Source organism: Janthinobacterium sp. GW822-FHT07H11 (assembly GCF_058798615.1).
In genome coordinates this window covers 2,370,096-2,385,230 of record NZ_CM179507.1, presented here as the reverse complement: position 1 = coordinate 2,385,230, position 15,135 = coordinate 2,370,096, and the positions used below count along the sequence as shown (strand labels likewise).

The 15,135-nt window shown below is 65.3% G+C and carries 12 protein-coding genes; 3 read left to right on the top strand and 9 right to left on the bottom strand.

Features of this window, described 5'->3' with window-relative positions:
* Positions 1-93 precede the first annotated feature (93 nt).
* The gene (locus AC3RCJ_RS10615; protein ID WP_492962563.1) at positions 94-942 is read left to right on the top strand and encodes a DUF2071 domain-containing protein; all 849 of its coding nucleotides are present in this window, start codon (positions 94-96) and stop codon (positions 940-942) included.
* Here AC3RCJ_RS10615 and AC3RCJ_RS10610 read toward each other — a convergent pair.
* From AC3RCJ_RS10610 to AC3RCJ_RS10595, 4 genes are all read right to left on the bottom strand, one after another.
* On the bottom strand, positions 914-2,554 hold the full coding sequence (locus tag AC3RCJ_RS10610; protein WP_492962565.1) for a methyl-accepting chemotaxis protein: 1,641 nt from the start codon (positions 2,552-2,554) through the stop codon (positions 914-916). The two genes, AC3RCJ_RS10615 and AC3RCJ_RS10610, sit on opposite strands and share 29 nt — an antisense overlap.
* Positions 2,555-2,695: 141 nt before the next feature.
* The gene (locus AC3RCJ_RS10605; RefSeq protein WP_492962567.1) at positions 2,696-3,952 is read right to left on the bottom strand and encodes a cyclic di-GMP phosphodiesterase; all 1,257 of its coding nucleotides are present in this window, start codon (positions 3,950-3,952) and stop codon (positions 2,696-2,698) included.
* A gap of 378 nt (positions 3,953-4,330) precedes the next feature.
* The gene (locus AC3RCJ_RS10600) at positions 4,331-4,912 is read right to left on the bottom strand and encodes a hypothetical protein (protein WP_492962569.1); all 582 of its coding nucleotides are present in this window, start codon (positions 4,910-4,912) and stop codon (positions 4,331-4,333) included.
* 80 nt (positions 4,913-4,992) lie between these two features.
* On the bottom strand, positions 4,993-5,343 hold the full coding sequence (locus AC3RCJ_RS10595; RefSeq protein WP_492962571.1) for a winged helix-turn-helix transcriptional regulator: 351 nt from the start codon (positions 5,341-5,343) through the stop codon (positions 4,993-4,995).
* A gap of 114 nt (positions 5,344-5,457) precedes the next feature.
* Between AC3RCJ_RS10595 and AC3RCJ_RS10590 the strand changes: the two genes are divergently transcribed.
* Together AC3RCJ_RS10590 and AC3RCJ_RS10585 are read left to right on the top strand one after the other, a co-directional pair.
* Positions 5,458-6,165 (top strand): glutathione S-transferase family protein, encoded by a 708-nt coding sequence (locus AC3RCJ_RS10590; protein WP_492962573.1) that lies wholly within the window; start codon positions 5,458-5,460, stop codon positions 6,163-6,165.
* Positions 6,166-6,283: 118 nt separating this feature from the next.
* Positions 6,284-8,365, top strand: coding sequence for a S9 family peptidase (locus AC3RCJ_RS10585; RefSeq protein WP_492962575.1), 2,082 nt, complete (start codon positions 6,284-6,286; stop codon positions 8,363-8,365).
* Positions 8,366-8,537: 172 nt separating this feature from the next.
* Here AC3RCJ_RS10585 and AC3RCJ_RS10580 read toward each other — a convergent pair whose 3' ends face one another.
* The 5 genes from AC3RCJ_RS10580 to AC3RCJ_RS10560 all read right to left on the bottom strand — a co-directional run bounded on the left by AC3RCJ_RS10580 (position 8,538) and on the right by AC3RCJ_RS10560 (position 15,124).
* The gene (locus AC3RCJ_RS10580) at positions 8,538-10,592 is read right to left on the bottom strand and encodes an esterase-like activity of phytase family protein (protein WP_492962577.1); all 2,055 of its coding nucleotides are present in this window, start codon (positions 10,590-10,592) and stop codon (positions 8,538-8,540) included.
* A gap of 71 nt (positions 10,593-10,663) precedes the next feature.
* Positions 10,664-11,602 carry a helix-turn-helix domain-containing protein gene (locus AC3RCJ_RS10575; protein ID WP_492962579.1) on the bottom strand — a complete coding sequence of 313 codons (939 nt, stop codon included), beginning with the start codon at positions 11,600-11,602 and terminating at the stop codon, positions 10,664-10,666.
* 64 nt (positions 11,603-11,666) lie between these two features.
* Positions 11,667-12,584 carry a cupin domain-containing protein gene (locus AC3RCJ_RS10570; RefSeq protein WP_492962581.1) on the bottom strand — a complete coding sequence of 306 codons (918 nt, stop codon included), beginning with the start codon at positions 12,582-12,584 and terminating at the stop codon, positions 11,667-11,669.
* Between the two features lie 15 nt (positions 12,585-12,599).
* Positions 12,600-14,075 (bottom strand): mannitol dehydrogenase family protein, encoded by a 1,476-nt coding sequence (locus tag AC3RCJ_RS10565; protein WP_492962583.1) that lies wholly within the window; start codon positions 14,073-14,075, stop codon positions 12,600-12,602.
* Complete coding sequence (locus AC3RCJ_RS10560) at positions 14,075-15,124, bottom strand: ABC transporter ATP-binding protein (protein ID WP_492962585.1); 1,050 nt, start codon at positions 15,122-15,124, stop codon at positions 14,075-14,077. The genes AC3RCJ_RS10565 and AC3RCJ_RS10560 overlap by 1 nt, the downstream gene beginning before the upstream one ends.
* Positions 15,125-15,135 lie beyond the last annotated feature (11 nt).

Below are 15,135 nucleotides of genomic sequence, written 5' to 3'. Positions count from 1 at the left end.
CTGCGCGGCGCCCTGTGCGGCCGGCGATGATGTGGGCGGACGTTGCGACATCAGCGTATCAACCTTTCCGCATCCCACCCGAAAGTTTTTCCCTTGCAAGACAACACTTACCGCCACCCGCGCGCGGGCCGGCCGGGGCGCCTGTTTGCCGCGCTGGCCAATTGCACGCATTTCGCCAGCGCGCGCCAGGCTGTCATGGCGCGCCTGCCCTTCCTGACACTGCACAGCGACGTGCGCGACGTCGTGTACGTGAGCTGGCTGGTCGACGCCGCCGCCGCGCAGAAATTATTGCCGCCAGGCGTGACCCTGTGGCAGCGCGACGGCAAGACGCCGTTCACCGTGCTGACCTACCGCCACGGGCATTTCGGCCCCGCCCTGCTCGGTCCGCTGCGCCGCCTGCTGCCGTCTCCGCTGCAAAGCAACTGGCGGCTGTACCTGGACCACACGCCAGCGGGTGCGCCTGACGTGCCCTGCGTGTATTTTCTGAAAAATATCATGGACAGCCTGCCGCATGCGCTGGGCACGCGCCTGTTCAGCGATATATTGCCGACGCACCTGGCCGCCGGCATGACGCTGGACGTCACGGCCACGCAAGCCCGCTGCGCCATCGCCAGCGGCGCCGGCAGCGCTCCACCGCTGGACGTGCAGGCCGACATCGGCGGCGGCAAGGCCCTCGATGGCGACTGGCAACCGCTGTTCGGCAGCTGGCGCGACGCCGTCGCCTTTCTCGCCTGCCAGGATGCAGCCATCGCGTCCGTGCCGCGCAACGGCAAGCTGGTCTTCGGCGAAATCGACTTGCCCGTTGATCTGGATCAAGTGCAGGCATTGACGGCCGGGCGCGCCGACTGCGGCTTGCTGGCGCAGTTGCCGCCCCTGTCCGGCCCGTTCGCCTTTCTCGTGCCCCAGGTGCCCTTCAAGGCGCTGTCAGAGCGCCTGCTGTAGCGCTGCGCGCGGGGGCGCGCAAGGGCGCGGCCATGCCGCCGCGCCGGCGTTCCAGCTTGAACAGCGCCATCGCCTGTTCCAGCTGCAAGGCCTGGTCTTGCAGCGACGCGGAAGCTGCCGCCGACTCTTCCACCAATGCCGCGTTCTGCTGCGTCACTTCATCCATCTGCGTGACGGCCATGTTGACCTGGCCGATGCCGTGGCTTTGCTCGCGCGAGGCCGAGGCGATTTCTTCCATGATGCCGTGCACGCCCTGCACCGCGCCCAGCATTTCGGCGCTGCTGGCACCCGCCTGCTCGGCCAGTTTCGCGCCCGCCTGCACCTGCTCGAGCGAGGCCGTGATCAATTGCTTGATTTCCGTGGCGGCCGCCGCGCTGCGGTGGGCCAGGGTGCGCACTTCGCCCGCCACCACGGCAAAGCCGCGTCCCTGGTCGCCCGCGCGCGCCGCTTCCACTGCCGCGTTCAGGGCCAGGATATTCGTCTGGAAGGCGATGCCCTCGATAATGCCCGTAATGTCGCCGATCTTCTTCGATGAAGCGTTAATATCCGCCATCATCGTCACCATCTGGCCGACGATCTCGCCGCCGCGCCCGGCCAGGCCGTGCACCTTGCCCGCCATGTCGCTCGCTTGCACGGCATTGCCGCTATTTTGCTGCACCGTGGCGGCCAGCTGCTCCATGCTCGACGCCGTCTGCTCCAGGGCCGAGGCCTGCGCTTCCGTGCGGCCCGACAGGTCCATATTGCCGGCGGCAATTTCCTGGCTGGCCATGCTGATGCGCAAAAAGTTACCGCGCACGTCGCCGACGATGGAGTGCAGGTTCACGCGCAGCTGTCGCAGCGAGCGCAGCAACTGTCCCATCTCGTCGCGCCGCGTGGTGTCGAGTTCGCCCGTCAAGTCGCCGCCCGCCATCACGTCGCAAGCCTGGCGCGCCCGCTGCAGCGGCTGCAGCACGACCTTGTGCAAGGCATGCCAGAAATACAAGGTCAGGCACAGGGCCAGCACGGACAGGCCCGTCAGCCAGCCGTGGGCCGCGGCCGGCAGCAGTCCCGCATCCCACCCCAGCTGCAGCAGCAACAGCAGCACCAGCGCGCCCAGGTTCCAGGCGATGCGCCGGCCGATGGCCATGTCGCGCACGCTGAGCAGCCTGGCCAGCCAGCCCGTGCGCACGGCGGCGCCCTGGCTGAGGGCGATGCCCGCGGCCTGGCCCGCCTTGATGCGCGCGTACAGGGCCGTGGCCTGCGCCACCTGCTGCCGCGTCGGCTTGGTACGCACGGACATATAGCCGACGGCCACGCCATCCTCGACGACCGGCGTCACGTTCGCCAGCACCCAGTAAAAATCGCCGCTCTTGCAGCGGTTCTTGACCATGCCGCTCCACGAGCGTCCCGAACGGATGGTGGCCCAGAAGTCGGCGAACGCCTCGACCGGCATGTCCGGGTGGCGCAGGATATTCTGCGGCGCACCGATCAACTCTTCCGCGCTGTACCCGCTGACGGCGATGAAATACGGGTTGGCATACGTGATATTGCCTTGCAAATCGGTAGTCGATACGATGGTTTCGGTATCGCTCAGGGTGATCTCGGTATCGCTGACGGGAAGATTGAGTCGCATGGTCACATCCTCAGAGTTGGCCCGTACAGTGACGGGTAAGCGGACAACAGCCTGTTGCCGGGCAAATGCGCACGCTGCACTGGCGCTTTTATTTTAATATCTTGTTATTAATAAAATGTAATTTATTCCGGCCAGTCGCCGCTACGCCACGGCCGCCTCGCCAGCCCAGTAGCGTTCGATATCCTGCAGGCGCCACTGGGCCGCGCTTTCGGTGGAGACGATGCGTTCCAGGCACCCGGGCGCGGCCAGGTCCAGCAGCGTCGGCGCGATGCAGGTGCCGGCGCGTATCGAGAAAAAGACGCGCACGGTGGGCAGGGTCAGCGATTTCCCCACCGCCTGCCCCACCACCACGGCCAGGCGTTCCGACTGCAGGCGCACCAGGGTGCCCTGCGGATAGATGCCCAGGCATTTGACAAAGGCGGCAAACAATTGCGCGTCCAGGTGGCTGCCGCGCCAGGCGGCCATGCGGCGCAGCGATTCGGCCGGGCACCACCCCTGCTTGTATGCGCGCGTCGAGGTGATCGCGTCGTACACGTCGCAAATGGCGCCCATGCGCGCAAACAGGCTGATTTCTTCGCCGCGCAAGCCTTCGGGATAGCCGCTGCCGTCGAGCTTTTCATGGTGATGCAGGCACACGTCGAGCGCCACCGGATCGATGTCGGCCGCCTCCTGCAGCATGCGGTGGCCCGCCGCGGGGTGGGCGCGCACGGAACTGAATTCAGCCTCGCTGAGGCTGCCCGGCTTGTTGAGGATGGCCGAGGGCACGGACATCTTGCCTATGTCGTGCAGCAAGCCGGCCAGGCCGGCGGCGCGCACCTGCTCCGGCGCCAGTCCCACTTCCCCGGCCAGCGCGATCATCAGCGCGCACACGGCCACCGAATGCATATAGGTATAGTTGTCTGCCGTTTTCAGCCGCGCCAGGCCGATCAGCGCGCTGCCGCCGCGCAGTACCGAGGCGGCGATGTCGTCGACCAGCGCGTAGGCCTGGCCCACGGGCAGGGCCTTGCCCATGCGCGCCTCGTCGAACATCGATTGCACGGCCTGGCGCGAATGCTCGATCAAACGCCTGGCATGCGCCAGTTCCTCGTCGCGCGTCAGCGGCACGCAGGCGGCAGGCGGGGCCTCGGCGGCACCCGGAACGGACGGCGTGCCGGGCGCATCCGGCCCGGCACCGGCCGGCGCGCTCACCGTCTCGGCCGCTGGCGCCGGCACCGGCGGCAAGCCACGCGCCGTATCGATCCATATTTCGCGCAGCCCGGCCGCACGGATGCGGTCGAGATCGGCCGGTGACTCCAGCAGGAAAGAACGCTTCCAGAATGGCGTATCGAGCCAGGATCGTCCCAGCCGCTCCACATACATTCCTAACGTCAATTCGGCGCTGGCGATTTTTTTCAGCATAAAAGTTCCCCTGCGGTTTAGGCAACAAGATTTAATTGCGCAATGGAAACATATTACCATAAAATAATTAAATTAAACAAATAAATCATTTTTTGATGTGATTTAGCAACATAAACGTGAATTATCACGAATAATCACAATCACCATGAAAATGGCAATATTTCGTTAATTTCATTATTTCAGTGAATTGATGCTGAAGGATGGTCGACGCCAGGCCCGTTGGCGCCCGCCTGCTGGCCTGACCAGCGATATCGACTGGATTTGGCGGTACGGCAATGCCGTGCTGGCAGGCAGCCGATGTTTGCCAGCACGGCCGCCGCCACGGCGCAGCAATGCAGGCAGCCCGAGGATGGGCTGGCGCGGCGGCGCGGCCGGAGTCTAGCGCGGCACGTAGCGCCAGCCCGCGCGCTCCAGCGCGAACGTAAACTCCGTCTTGATGTCTTCCGGGCGACTCGGCACGCTCAGCACGGTGTCGCACACCAGGTAACCCGTCTTGCGCTTGACTTCGCAATCATTGAGGGCCTTGACCTGCATGGTCGTCTGCGCTTCCTGCATCTGCGCATCCTTGGCCGCTTCCGGATTGCGCGCCACTTCCTCCTTGGCCCAGGCGCGGAGCATGGCTTGCGCCTCGGATGGCGACGGTCCCGCGAACTTGGCGTGCTTGCGCTCGACGCCGACCCAGGTGCCGTCCTCATTGCGCAGCGGCAGCACCGTATAACCGTCGCGCATGCCGATGCTCATGTTCGCCAGGCAAACGACCTCGCCTTGCGCTTCCGGTACATCCTGGCAGCCCAGCAGGCTGGTCACGCGCACGGGAATCGGCAGGGACGACGGCGTCTTGGCCACGGCCGCCTGCACGGCGGCGTGAATCTGCTCCAGCGTCGGCATGGTGGCGGCATGGGCCAGCGTGGCGCAGGAAAACGCGGCGGCGGCGGTCAGGGCAAGGGTGGTCAAACGCATGGTGATTCACTCATATAAAAAGGGAAACGCAGTCTAGCATTTCCCATGCAACTTGCCATTTCCGCAGGGCCGCAACGGTGTCACCCCGGCGCATCGAGAAAGGCGCCGCCGTCATCGCGCTGCCCGCGCAGGCGCAGGCCGATGGCACGCAGCATTTCCACCAGTTCGCGCAGGCGCAGGCCCTCGTCGGTCAGTTGGTACTCGACCTTGACGGGCACTTCCGCGTAGACCGTGCGCGTGAGCAAGCCCGCCTGTTCCAGCGCGCGCAAGTCCAGGGTCAGCATGCGCTGCGAGATAGCCGGCACGGCGCGGCGGATTTCACTGAAGCGCTTCGGCCCCGCCATCAGATAGCTGAGCAGCACCATTCTCCAGCGCCCGCCCAGCAGCCGCATCGCTTCTTCCACGGCGCAGCCGGAGGCATTGTCTTTCATGATTCGCTTCCCATTCGGTATAAAAAATGTACCTATACCACATTATTCTGGCTTCTTCCAAATAGTAACCATTGCCGCTAGACTGCCCTTCCCGCCTCTCTCTGGAGTTCCAGCATGGAAACTACCCTGATCTACAGCGTGCCGTTCGGCTGCTCGTTTGCCGCCATCGCCGCCCTCGAATGGAGCGGCCTGCCGTATCGCCTGGCCCGCGTCGAAGCGCGCGAGCCGGCCAGCAAGCAGCATCCGGCCTTTCTCGCCATCAATCCCCTGAGCCAGACGCCGGCCCTGCTCACGCACACGGGCGCGCCGCTGCTGGAAAGCATGGCGATCCTGCTGCATATCGCCGCCCGCGCGCCGGACAGCAGCCTGGGCTTCATGCAGGGCACGCCCGCCTACGACCGCCTGAACAGCATGCTGTCTTTCCTGCACACGAGCTTCCACGCCGCCTTCATGCCCGCCTTCCAGGCGGCGCGCGCGGCGCCGGATGACGCGCGCGCCGCCGTCTGGCGCGAAATGGCCATCGACAAGGTCAACAAGGGCCTGGCGCACCTCGATCGCCTGCTCGAAGGCCGCGCCTGGCTCGCTTCCGATGCCGCGCCGAGCATCGCCGACGCCTACCTGGCCGCCACGGCGCGCTGGGCCGAACCGCTGCAACTGGCCCGCCTGGCCGACTATCCGCGCGTGGCGCGCGTGCTGGCGGCGCTGGAACAGGACCCCGGCATCCGCTTTGCCCACGCCATCGAAGCGGGCTTGCCGGCCGCCAGTCGCGGCGGTTTCCTGGGCCACGTGGCGCTCGACCAACTGGCCACTCCAGCCGGCTAACCGGTGGTCAACACCCGCTGGCAGCGCGTCTTTATTGCTATGATGTCGGGCTGCCGGCGGTACAGCCGGCCACATCAAGACCATATCGATAACGTCGTAATATAAAACGGGAGTTTGAATGAGTTTACGTCTGCTGCTCTTGGGAGCATTCAGTGCCGCCATGGCCACCACCGCCGTGCCAGCATGGGCCGCGCCGCGCGGTTTCACCGTGGAAGACATGGTTGCCATGGAAAGAGTCGGCAGCCCCGTGCTGTCGCCGGACGCCACGCGCGTCGTCTACACGGTGCGCACGACCAACCTGGACAAGAACCGCGGCAATACCCAGCTGTGGATGATCGACCTGCGCGCGCCGAACGCGGCGCCGCGCCAGCTCACGCGCGGCGACGCCAGCGCCAGCGACCCGCAATGGTCGCCGAACGGCGACGCCATCTATTTCCTCTCGGGCCGCTCCGGCTCCTCGCAAGTGTGGCAGCTGCCCCTGACTGGCGGCGAAGCGGCCAGGGTCACCGACCTGGCGCTCGACGTCGACACCTACCGCTTGTCGCCGCAGGGTGACCGCCTGGCCTTCAGCATGGGCGTCTTCCTCGATTGCGCCGATATCGCCTGCACCAGGAAACGCCTCGATGAAAAAGCGAAAAACAAGGCGAGCGGCATGGTCTACGACCAGATGTTCGTGCGTCACTGGGATACCTGGGCCGATGGCCGCCGCAACGCGCTGTACTCGGCGCCCATCGATGCGACCGGCAAGGTCAGCGCCGCCCCCGTGAGCCTGAGCGGCACCCTCGATGGCGACGCGCCCTCGAAGCCGTTCGGCGACAACGGCGAATACCACTTCAGCCCGGACGGCAAGACGGTGGCCTTCTCCGTGCGCGTGGCCGGCCGCACGGAAGCGTGGTCGACCAACTTCGACGTCTATACGATACCGGCCGCCGGCGGCCAGGCGCCGCGCAACCTGACCAGCGATAATCCCGCCTGGGACGCGAAAGCCACGTATTCGCCCGATGGCCGCACCCTGGCCTATGTCGCCATGACCAGGCCGGGCTTCGAGGCGGACCGTTTTCATTTGGTGCTGATGGATGTCGCCACGGGCAAGAAGCGCACCCTGACCGACGACTGGGACCGTTCCGTGGCCGATTTCCGCTGGACGCCGGACGGCAAGGCCTTCCTCGTGACGGCCGACGACGTGGGCCAGCACCGCTTGTTCCACATCGACGCGGCCAGCGGCAAGGTCGCCGCGCTGACGGGCAAGGGCGCCGTGGGCGACTTCGACGTGCGCGGCAATACCATCGTCCTGGCGCAAGCCAACCTGGCCTCGGGCGCGCAGCTGTACACGCGCAAGCTCGACGCCAAGTCGGAAAACGCACCGATGCAGCAGCTGACGAAGCAGAATGCGCAAGCACTGGCCGACGTGCGCTTCGGCGAATATGAACAGTTCTCGTTCGCGGGCGCGAATGGCGAAACCGTCTACGGCCACGTCATGAAACCGTGGAACGCCAAGGCCGGCGAAAAATATCCGATCGCCTTCCTCGTGCACGGCGGCCCGCAGGGCAGCTTCGGCAACAGCTGGAGCTACCGCTGGAACCCGCAAGTGTATGCGGGCGCCGGCTACGCCACCGTCTTCATCGACTTCCACGGCTCCACCGGCTATGGCCAGAAGTTCACGGATTCCATCAGCGGCGACTGGGGCGGCAAGCCGCTGCTCGACCTGCAGAAGGGCCTGGAAGCGGCCACCAAGAAGTTCCCATGGCTGGACCGCGAGCGCAGCTGCGCGCTGGGCGCGTCCTACGGCGGCTACATGATGAACTGGATCGCCGGTAATTGGCCGGACGGCTTCAAGTGCCTGGTCAACCACGACGGCGTGTTCGACAACCGCGGCATGGCCTACGCGACGGAAGAACTGTGGTTCACCGAGTGGGAAAACGGCGGCACCTATTACGACGCGCCGGCCAAGCACGAGCAGTTCAATCCCGTCAACTTCGTGAAGAACTGGAAGACGCCGATGCTGGTGGTGCAGGGCGACCTGGACTTCCGCATCCCTACCGCGCAGGGCCTGGGCACCTACACGGCGCTGCAGCGCCAGGGCATCCCGAGCAAGCTGCTGGTCTTCCCGGACGAAAACCACTGGGTGCTGAAGCCGGCCAATTCACTGCTGTGGCATCACACGGTGCTCGATTGGTTGAATACCTATACCAAGAAGTAAGCCATGAAGCAATGGGGTGAAAGTCGGATTACGGCCTTCGGCCTGATCCGACCTACGTTCGCTCCTCATATCAAAAAAAAGCCGCGCGGTGCATCTCTGCACCGCGCGGCTTTTTGTTTTGTAGGTCGGATTAGCGGCGCGCGCGCCGCGTAATCCGACACTGCGCATCACATCAATACGTATTGAGCGCCTTGGCGAACTTCACGATCCACAGCCGGCTAGGACGCTCGCGGTCGTCGCCGCGCGCCACGCGGATGGTGTTGGCCGCGTTGCAGCCGGCAGCGCTGCTGGTGACGATGGCGCCGTTGGCATCGACCGTGCACTTGGTCACGTCGGCGCCATCGACTTCCACGCCATTCGCGTCAAAGATCTTGGTTTTCAGGCCGAAGTCATTGTCGTTGGCCAGCGCAATGGTGGAGTCGTCGACCAGGGTCAGGCCTTCGGCCTTTTCCGCCGCCCAGCCGATGGCGTTCAAGTCCAGCAGCACGGTTTTCTTCAGCGGCGTGACGGCGGCCCAGTCGGCGCCATTGACGGGGGCGCCGCCCATGCTGCTCTTTTCGAGGTCGGAGGTCGTCGCGTTGAAGCCGGCGGCCGCAATGTCCGTGGCGCCCTTCAGTTCGACCAGCATCAGTTTATTGAATACCTTGCCCGACGGCGCGGCGCCCTGCTCGATGACGAGGAACTTGCCGCCGCCCAGCGCCACCATGTCGCCCAGCTTGGCGTTGCCCGTGCGGCCATCCTGGTAGTCGGCGGCATTGAGCGGATACGCGTACATCTTGCCGCTGCTGCCCGTCGTCGGATCAAATTCGATCCAGCGCGTGAAGCGGGCAAAGCGCTCGACCTGCTCATTCTTCTTCGTCACCGTGTACGGCGCGCTGCCGTCGGACAGGGGGCTTTGCAGGAAGGCATACAGCTTGTCGTTGCTCGTATCTAAGGTCATGCCTTCCATGCCGCGGTTCGCGCGACGCTTGGCGAACAGCGCCGGCAAGCCCTTGCCCGGCTCGTATTTCGCCTGGATGATGCCCGTGGCGGCATCGATCTTGACGATGAAGGGACCGTATTCGTCGGAGACCCACAGCGCATTGCGCTTGGCATCGACGACGATGGCTTCCGAATCGAGGCCACCCGCATTGAAGACGGCCTTGCCCGTCGCGTCGAACTTCATCGCATCCATGACGGGAATCTCGGCCGAATTGCCGACCGCGCCCACGGGCACGGGCAAGCCCGAGCTGTTGACGGTGGCCGACACCTTGATCGGCGTGCTCGATGCCAGCACGGCGCCGTTCTTGCCTACCGTGATCACGCCGAACGACGGGGTAAAGCTGGGCGACGGGAAGATCTTGCTGCCGATCGTGCCCTTGCCCGACGGGTCAGGCACCAGCGGGCCGTCGCCGTTCGGGCCGCGGTCCGTCAGGCCATAGAATTCCAGGTCGCCGGCCGCGTTCTTGCCCTTGTAGGCCAGGCCCGAGCCGTACGATGGCAGGAAGCCGTTCGGGAATTCGCCCTTGATCCTGGCGTTGGCGCCTTCGTACGGCACGTAGAACTTGCTGTCCGCCTGGATCTGGTAGCGCGTCACGGTCACTTTCACTTCGCCCACCGGATTGGCCTGTGTCAGCACTTCGTTGACGGGCGCGCCCGCTTTCGAGGCCAGGGTGTCTTCGAAATGCTCGCGCACCAGGGCGCGGCGTTCGGCATCGACCGTGCGGCCGGCGAATTTGCCGCCGACCGATGCCAGATGCGCGGCCAGCGCCGCGTTGAAGACGGCCGGGGCGGCGCTAAAGTCCAGGGTCTTGCCGGCCAGCGCAGCCTTCACCTCGGCCGCCAGCTTGATGCCGTTCGACGGATCGCTGTCATCGTCGAGCAGTTGCAGCGCCAGCAGGCGGTTGACAACCTTGTCGTCGGCCACGTTGGTGCTGGCCGCCAGCGCCAGCGGCGTGACGATGGCGCCGCACGGCGCGGAACCGAGCGCCAGGCCGCCCACGCTGAAGGCCACCGTCTCGCCCGGATTGCAAATGAATTCGCCCTTGGCGTTGGTGCTGGCCTTGGCCGCGCTGCCGGCCACGTAATCGAGTCCTTCCACTGCGCCGTCGAGGAACACGCCCGTCTGCGCCACGGGCTTGGAAGGCTCCGCCGGCGGATTATCGCTGCCGCCACAGGCGGCCAGGCACAGGCCGGCGGCGATGGCCAGCAGGGTCAGTTTCGGGATCGACGTTACAGCAGTGTTCATGCATTCCTCGGCTAGAGTGGGATGGAAGCCGTGGAGAGTAACTGGGCAAAGTGACAAGCCCATGACAGCCGTCACGCCAGTGGCGTATCCGCAACAGGCCCGCCGATGCCGCCGAAGCGGCCATCGGCCTGGCGCCGGAACTCCTTGGGCGTGACGCCCTTCACCTGCAGGAAGCGGCGGTTGAAATTGGCCACGTTCTGGAAACCCACGTCGTAGCAGACGTTGGAAACATAGTGATCGGTGTCCATCAGCAGCTGGCAAGCCTTGTTGATGCGCAGCCGGCTGAGGAAATCCGTGAAGCTGTTGCCCGTGGCCTTGCGGAAGAAGCGCGAGAATTTACTCAGCGACATGCCTACCTGCTCGGCCAGCATTTCCGCCGAAATCGGCTCGCGGTAGTTGTCCGTGATGTAGTTGAGGACCGAATTGACCTTGGCCAGGGTGGCGTCATCGTCGTAGGAACGCAGCGAGGCGCTCGACAGCAGGCGGTAATTGGCCGTGCGCGCCAATTTGCTCATCAGCTGCACGAATTCGGCGAAGCGCTCGGCGCCGTGCGTGGCGCGGATGCGTGCCAGGTGCAGTTCCGCAGCCGCTCCCATGTCGAAGAATTCCACGCCATAGCTGGAACGATCGAGCAGCGGCAGCAGTTCGCGCAGTTCGGGAATCACGCGCGCGGCGGCGGCCAGCGGCGCGTGGGCGAACTGCACGATCATGTCGCGCAGCGGCACGCCTTCGAGGGCCACGCCATTGGAAATCCAGTTATGCGGCAGGCGCGGTCCCGTCAGCACCAGGTGGCCGGGCGAAAATTCACCGATATAGTCGCCGACGAACAGCCGCCCGCTGGTGGCGACGATCAGGTGCAGCTCGTATTCCTCGTGGCAGTGCCAGCGCACGCGCGTGCTGGGATAGCCATGTTCCAGGTAGTTGATGATGCCGTCGTAGCTTTCGCGCTCCAGTTCGGGCGGCTTGCGCTCGATGTCGCGCTGACCGTCCTTCTGCCATGTGTATTCCATGATCGTCTATGCTGTCTGCTGCCAATTCATTCAATGTACCTCAAAATGGCGCGCCTTAATGAAATCATTCGCCAAAGCGCCCCAGCGCCTGCAGGCGGAATTCCTTCGGCGTCATGCCCTTCAGCTCCAGGAAGCGCCGGTTGAAGTTGGCCACGTTGTTGAAGCCCGCCTCGTAGCAGATATTGTTCACGTAGCGCTCCGTCTCCATCAGCAGCTGGCACGCCTTGTTGATGCGCAGGCGGTTGACGAAGTCCGTGAAGCTGTTGCCCGTGGCGTGGCGGAAGAAGCGCGAAAAGGTCCGCTCGGGCATGTCCACCTGCTCGGCCAGCTGCCGGAGCGAAAACTGGCTGCTGTAGTTGTGCACGATGAAGTTGATGGCGGAACTGATGCGCGCCAGCGCCGCGTCGTCGTCGCTCGACTGCATGGGCACCGTCGACAGCAGCTGGAAATTGCTGGTCTGCGCCAGTTCCCCCAGCAGGGTTAGGAATTCGATGAAGCGCGGCAGGCCGCTGGTGTCGCGGATGCGCCGGAAGCGACGCAGCGCCTGCTCGCTGACGCCAAAGAATTCCACGCCGTGCAGGGCCCGCTGCAGCAAGGGGAAAATCCCCTTCAGTTCGGGGATGGCGGCGGCCATCGAGGCCAGCGGCGCATGCGAGAACTGGATCACCATGTCGCGCAGCGCCACGCCCTCGGGCGGCGTGTCCAGCGAGACCCAGTTGTGCGGCACGCGCGGTCCCGTCAACACCAGGTGGCCGGGCGCGAACTGGCCGATATAGTCGCCGACAAAAACCTTGCCGCTCGTCTCGACGATCAGGTGCAGCTCGTACTCGTCGTGATAGTGCCAGCGCACCAGCGCATTCGGAAAACCGTGCTCGAGGTAGCGGATGAAGCCGAAACTGCCTTTCGGCTCGAAGCCGGGCGTGGCGTCGCGCTGCTGCTCCAGTTCCTGCTCCACCTGCGGATATCCGGCCTTGCGTGGCATGGTGCGCCCTCCCCGTCAGGCGACGATCCGTTCCAGCGCGCCGAGCGCGCCCAGCCCATACAGGCTGGCCAGCGACTGCGATACGGCCTGCGTGAACGCGGGTGTGTCGCAGAGGTCGCCGAACAGCTCGCGCAGGGACAGCAGCGGCGCGGCATCCGCCCCGCCCTGCAGCGCCAGTGCGCGCAGGCGCGCCGCGTACGGGTCGTTCAAGGGCATCTCGCGCCCCTGCTCGTCGTGGCCTTCCAGGTAGCGGAACCAGCACGCCACCGTGAAAGCCAGCAGCTTGATGGCGCCGCCCCGCGCCAGCGCCTCGCGCACGGATGGCAGCACGAATTTCGGGATGCGCGCCGAGCCTTCCGTGCCGATGCGCGCCAGCTGGTCGCGCACGGCCGGATTCGAGAAGCGCTCGATCAGGGTGTCCTTGTAGCTGGCCAGGTCCATGCCTTCCACTGCGCCCAGCAGGGGCGTGACCTCGTCATCCATCATGCGCCGCACGAGCGCGCGGATGCCCGCATCCTCCATCGCTTCGTGCGCATATGTGTAGCCAAGCTGCATGCCAATGTAGCACAGGGCCTGGTGGCTGGCATTGAGCAAACGCAGCTTCATCTTTTCATACGGCAGCACGTCGTGCGTCATCTGCGCGCCCACCAGCTCCCAGGCCGGACGGCCCTGCGGGAATTCGTCTTCGATGACCCATTGGCGGAACGGCTCGCACACGACGGGCCAGGCATCGATGATGCCGAAGCTGTCACGCACGAGCGCCCGGTGTTCGTCCGTGGTGGCCGGCGTGATGCGGTCGACCATGCTGTTGGGGAAGCTGCCATGCGTGGCCAGCCAGCGCGCCAGCGCCAGGTCGCGCAGGGCGACAAAGGCCAGCAGCATCTTGCGCGTGACGTCGCCATTGTTTTGCAGGTTATCGCAGGACATGATGACAAACGGCGGCAAGCCGCGCTGGCGGCGCAGGGCCAGCGCGGCGACCAGGTAGCCGAAGGAGCAGCGCGGCGCCCCGGGATGCGCCAGTTCGTACCTGATGTCGGCATGATCCGCATCAAACTCGCCCGTGCCCTGGTTGACGTAGTAGCCGCCCTCCGTGATGGTCAGCGCGACGATGCGCGTGCCGGGGTCGGCCAGCTTTTCCAGCACGGCCTGCGGCTCGTCGGGCGCATACAGATACTCGCCGATGCAGCCGATGATGCGCGCCGAGTCGCCGGCCGCGCTGCGCTCGACCACCGTGTACAAGCCATCCTGCGCCCGCATGGCGTCGCGCATGGCCGCATCATGCGCGAGCAGGCCCACGCCGCAGTAGCTCCATTGTGCCTGCCCGGGCAGGGCCGATAAGTCATCGAGGTAGACGGCCTGGTGGGCGCGAAAAAAACCGCCCACGCCGATATGCACGATGCCGGGCACGAGCGCCTCGCGCGCATACGCGGGCACGGCCACGTTGGCGGGCAACCGCGCCAGGTTCGCCTGCTTCAATGCGATAGCCGTCATCACAGCGCTCCTTTCGCCGCCGCGTAGGTCTTGCCGGCGCGGTCGAAATAATGGACGAAGCCCGGTTCGAACCTCAAATGCGTCTGCTGGCCCGGCTGCAGGCTGCTGCGTTCGGCGCCGCGCGAGACCAGCTGCACATTGTTCGGCAAGCGCACATAGGTCAGGGTTTCCACGCCCAGGGACTCCACCAGGTCGACGGTGACGGGCACGCTGCCCGGCTGCGCCGCGCCCAGGTGCACGTGCTCGGGGCGGATGCCGACAAAGCCGTCCGCCTGCGCCGCGCTGCCCGCCTGCGCCAGCAGCTGCGGCGCCGCGTCGGCCGGCACCACGTTCATGCTGGGCGTGCCGATGAATTGCGCCACAAAACGGTTGGCCGGGCGGTCGTACAGTTCCAGGGGCGAGCCATGCTGCTCGATCTGCCCGTCGCGCAGCACCACCACGCGATCGGCCAGGGTCATCGCCTCGACCTGGTCATGCGTGACGTAGATGGTGGTGGCGCCCAGCTCGCGGTGCAGCTTGGCGATTTCGATGCGCGTCTGCACGCGCAGGGCCGCGTCCAGGTTGGACAGCGGTTCATCGAACAAAAATACTTTCGGGTCGCGCACGATGGCGCGGCCGATGGCCACCCGCTGGCGCTGGCCACCCGACAATTCCTTCGGCGTGCGCTCCAGGTAACGCCCAAGGTCGAGGATGGCGGCCGCCTTGTCGACCTTCTCGCGGATGATGGCCGGATCGACGCCGGCCAGTTTCAAGGCGAACGACATGTTCTGGAACACCGTCATGTGCGGGTACAGCGCATACGACTGGAATACCATCGCCAGGTCGCGCTTGGACGATGGCAGCGCCGTGATGTCGCGCCCGTCGAGCGACAGCTTGCCGCCGTCGATCGGTTCCAGGCCCGCGATCAGGCGCAGCAGGGTTGATTTTCCGCAACCCGACGGCCCCACGAAGACGACGAACTCGCCCTGTTGGATCTCCAGGTCGATGCCCTTGATGGCGCGGTGCTCGCCAAAGAATTTCTCGATATTGCTCAGTTGAAGGTAAGCCATGATTTTTCTCA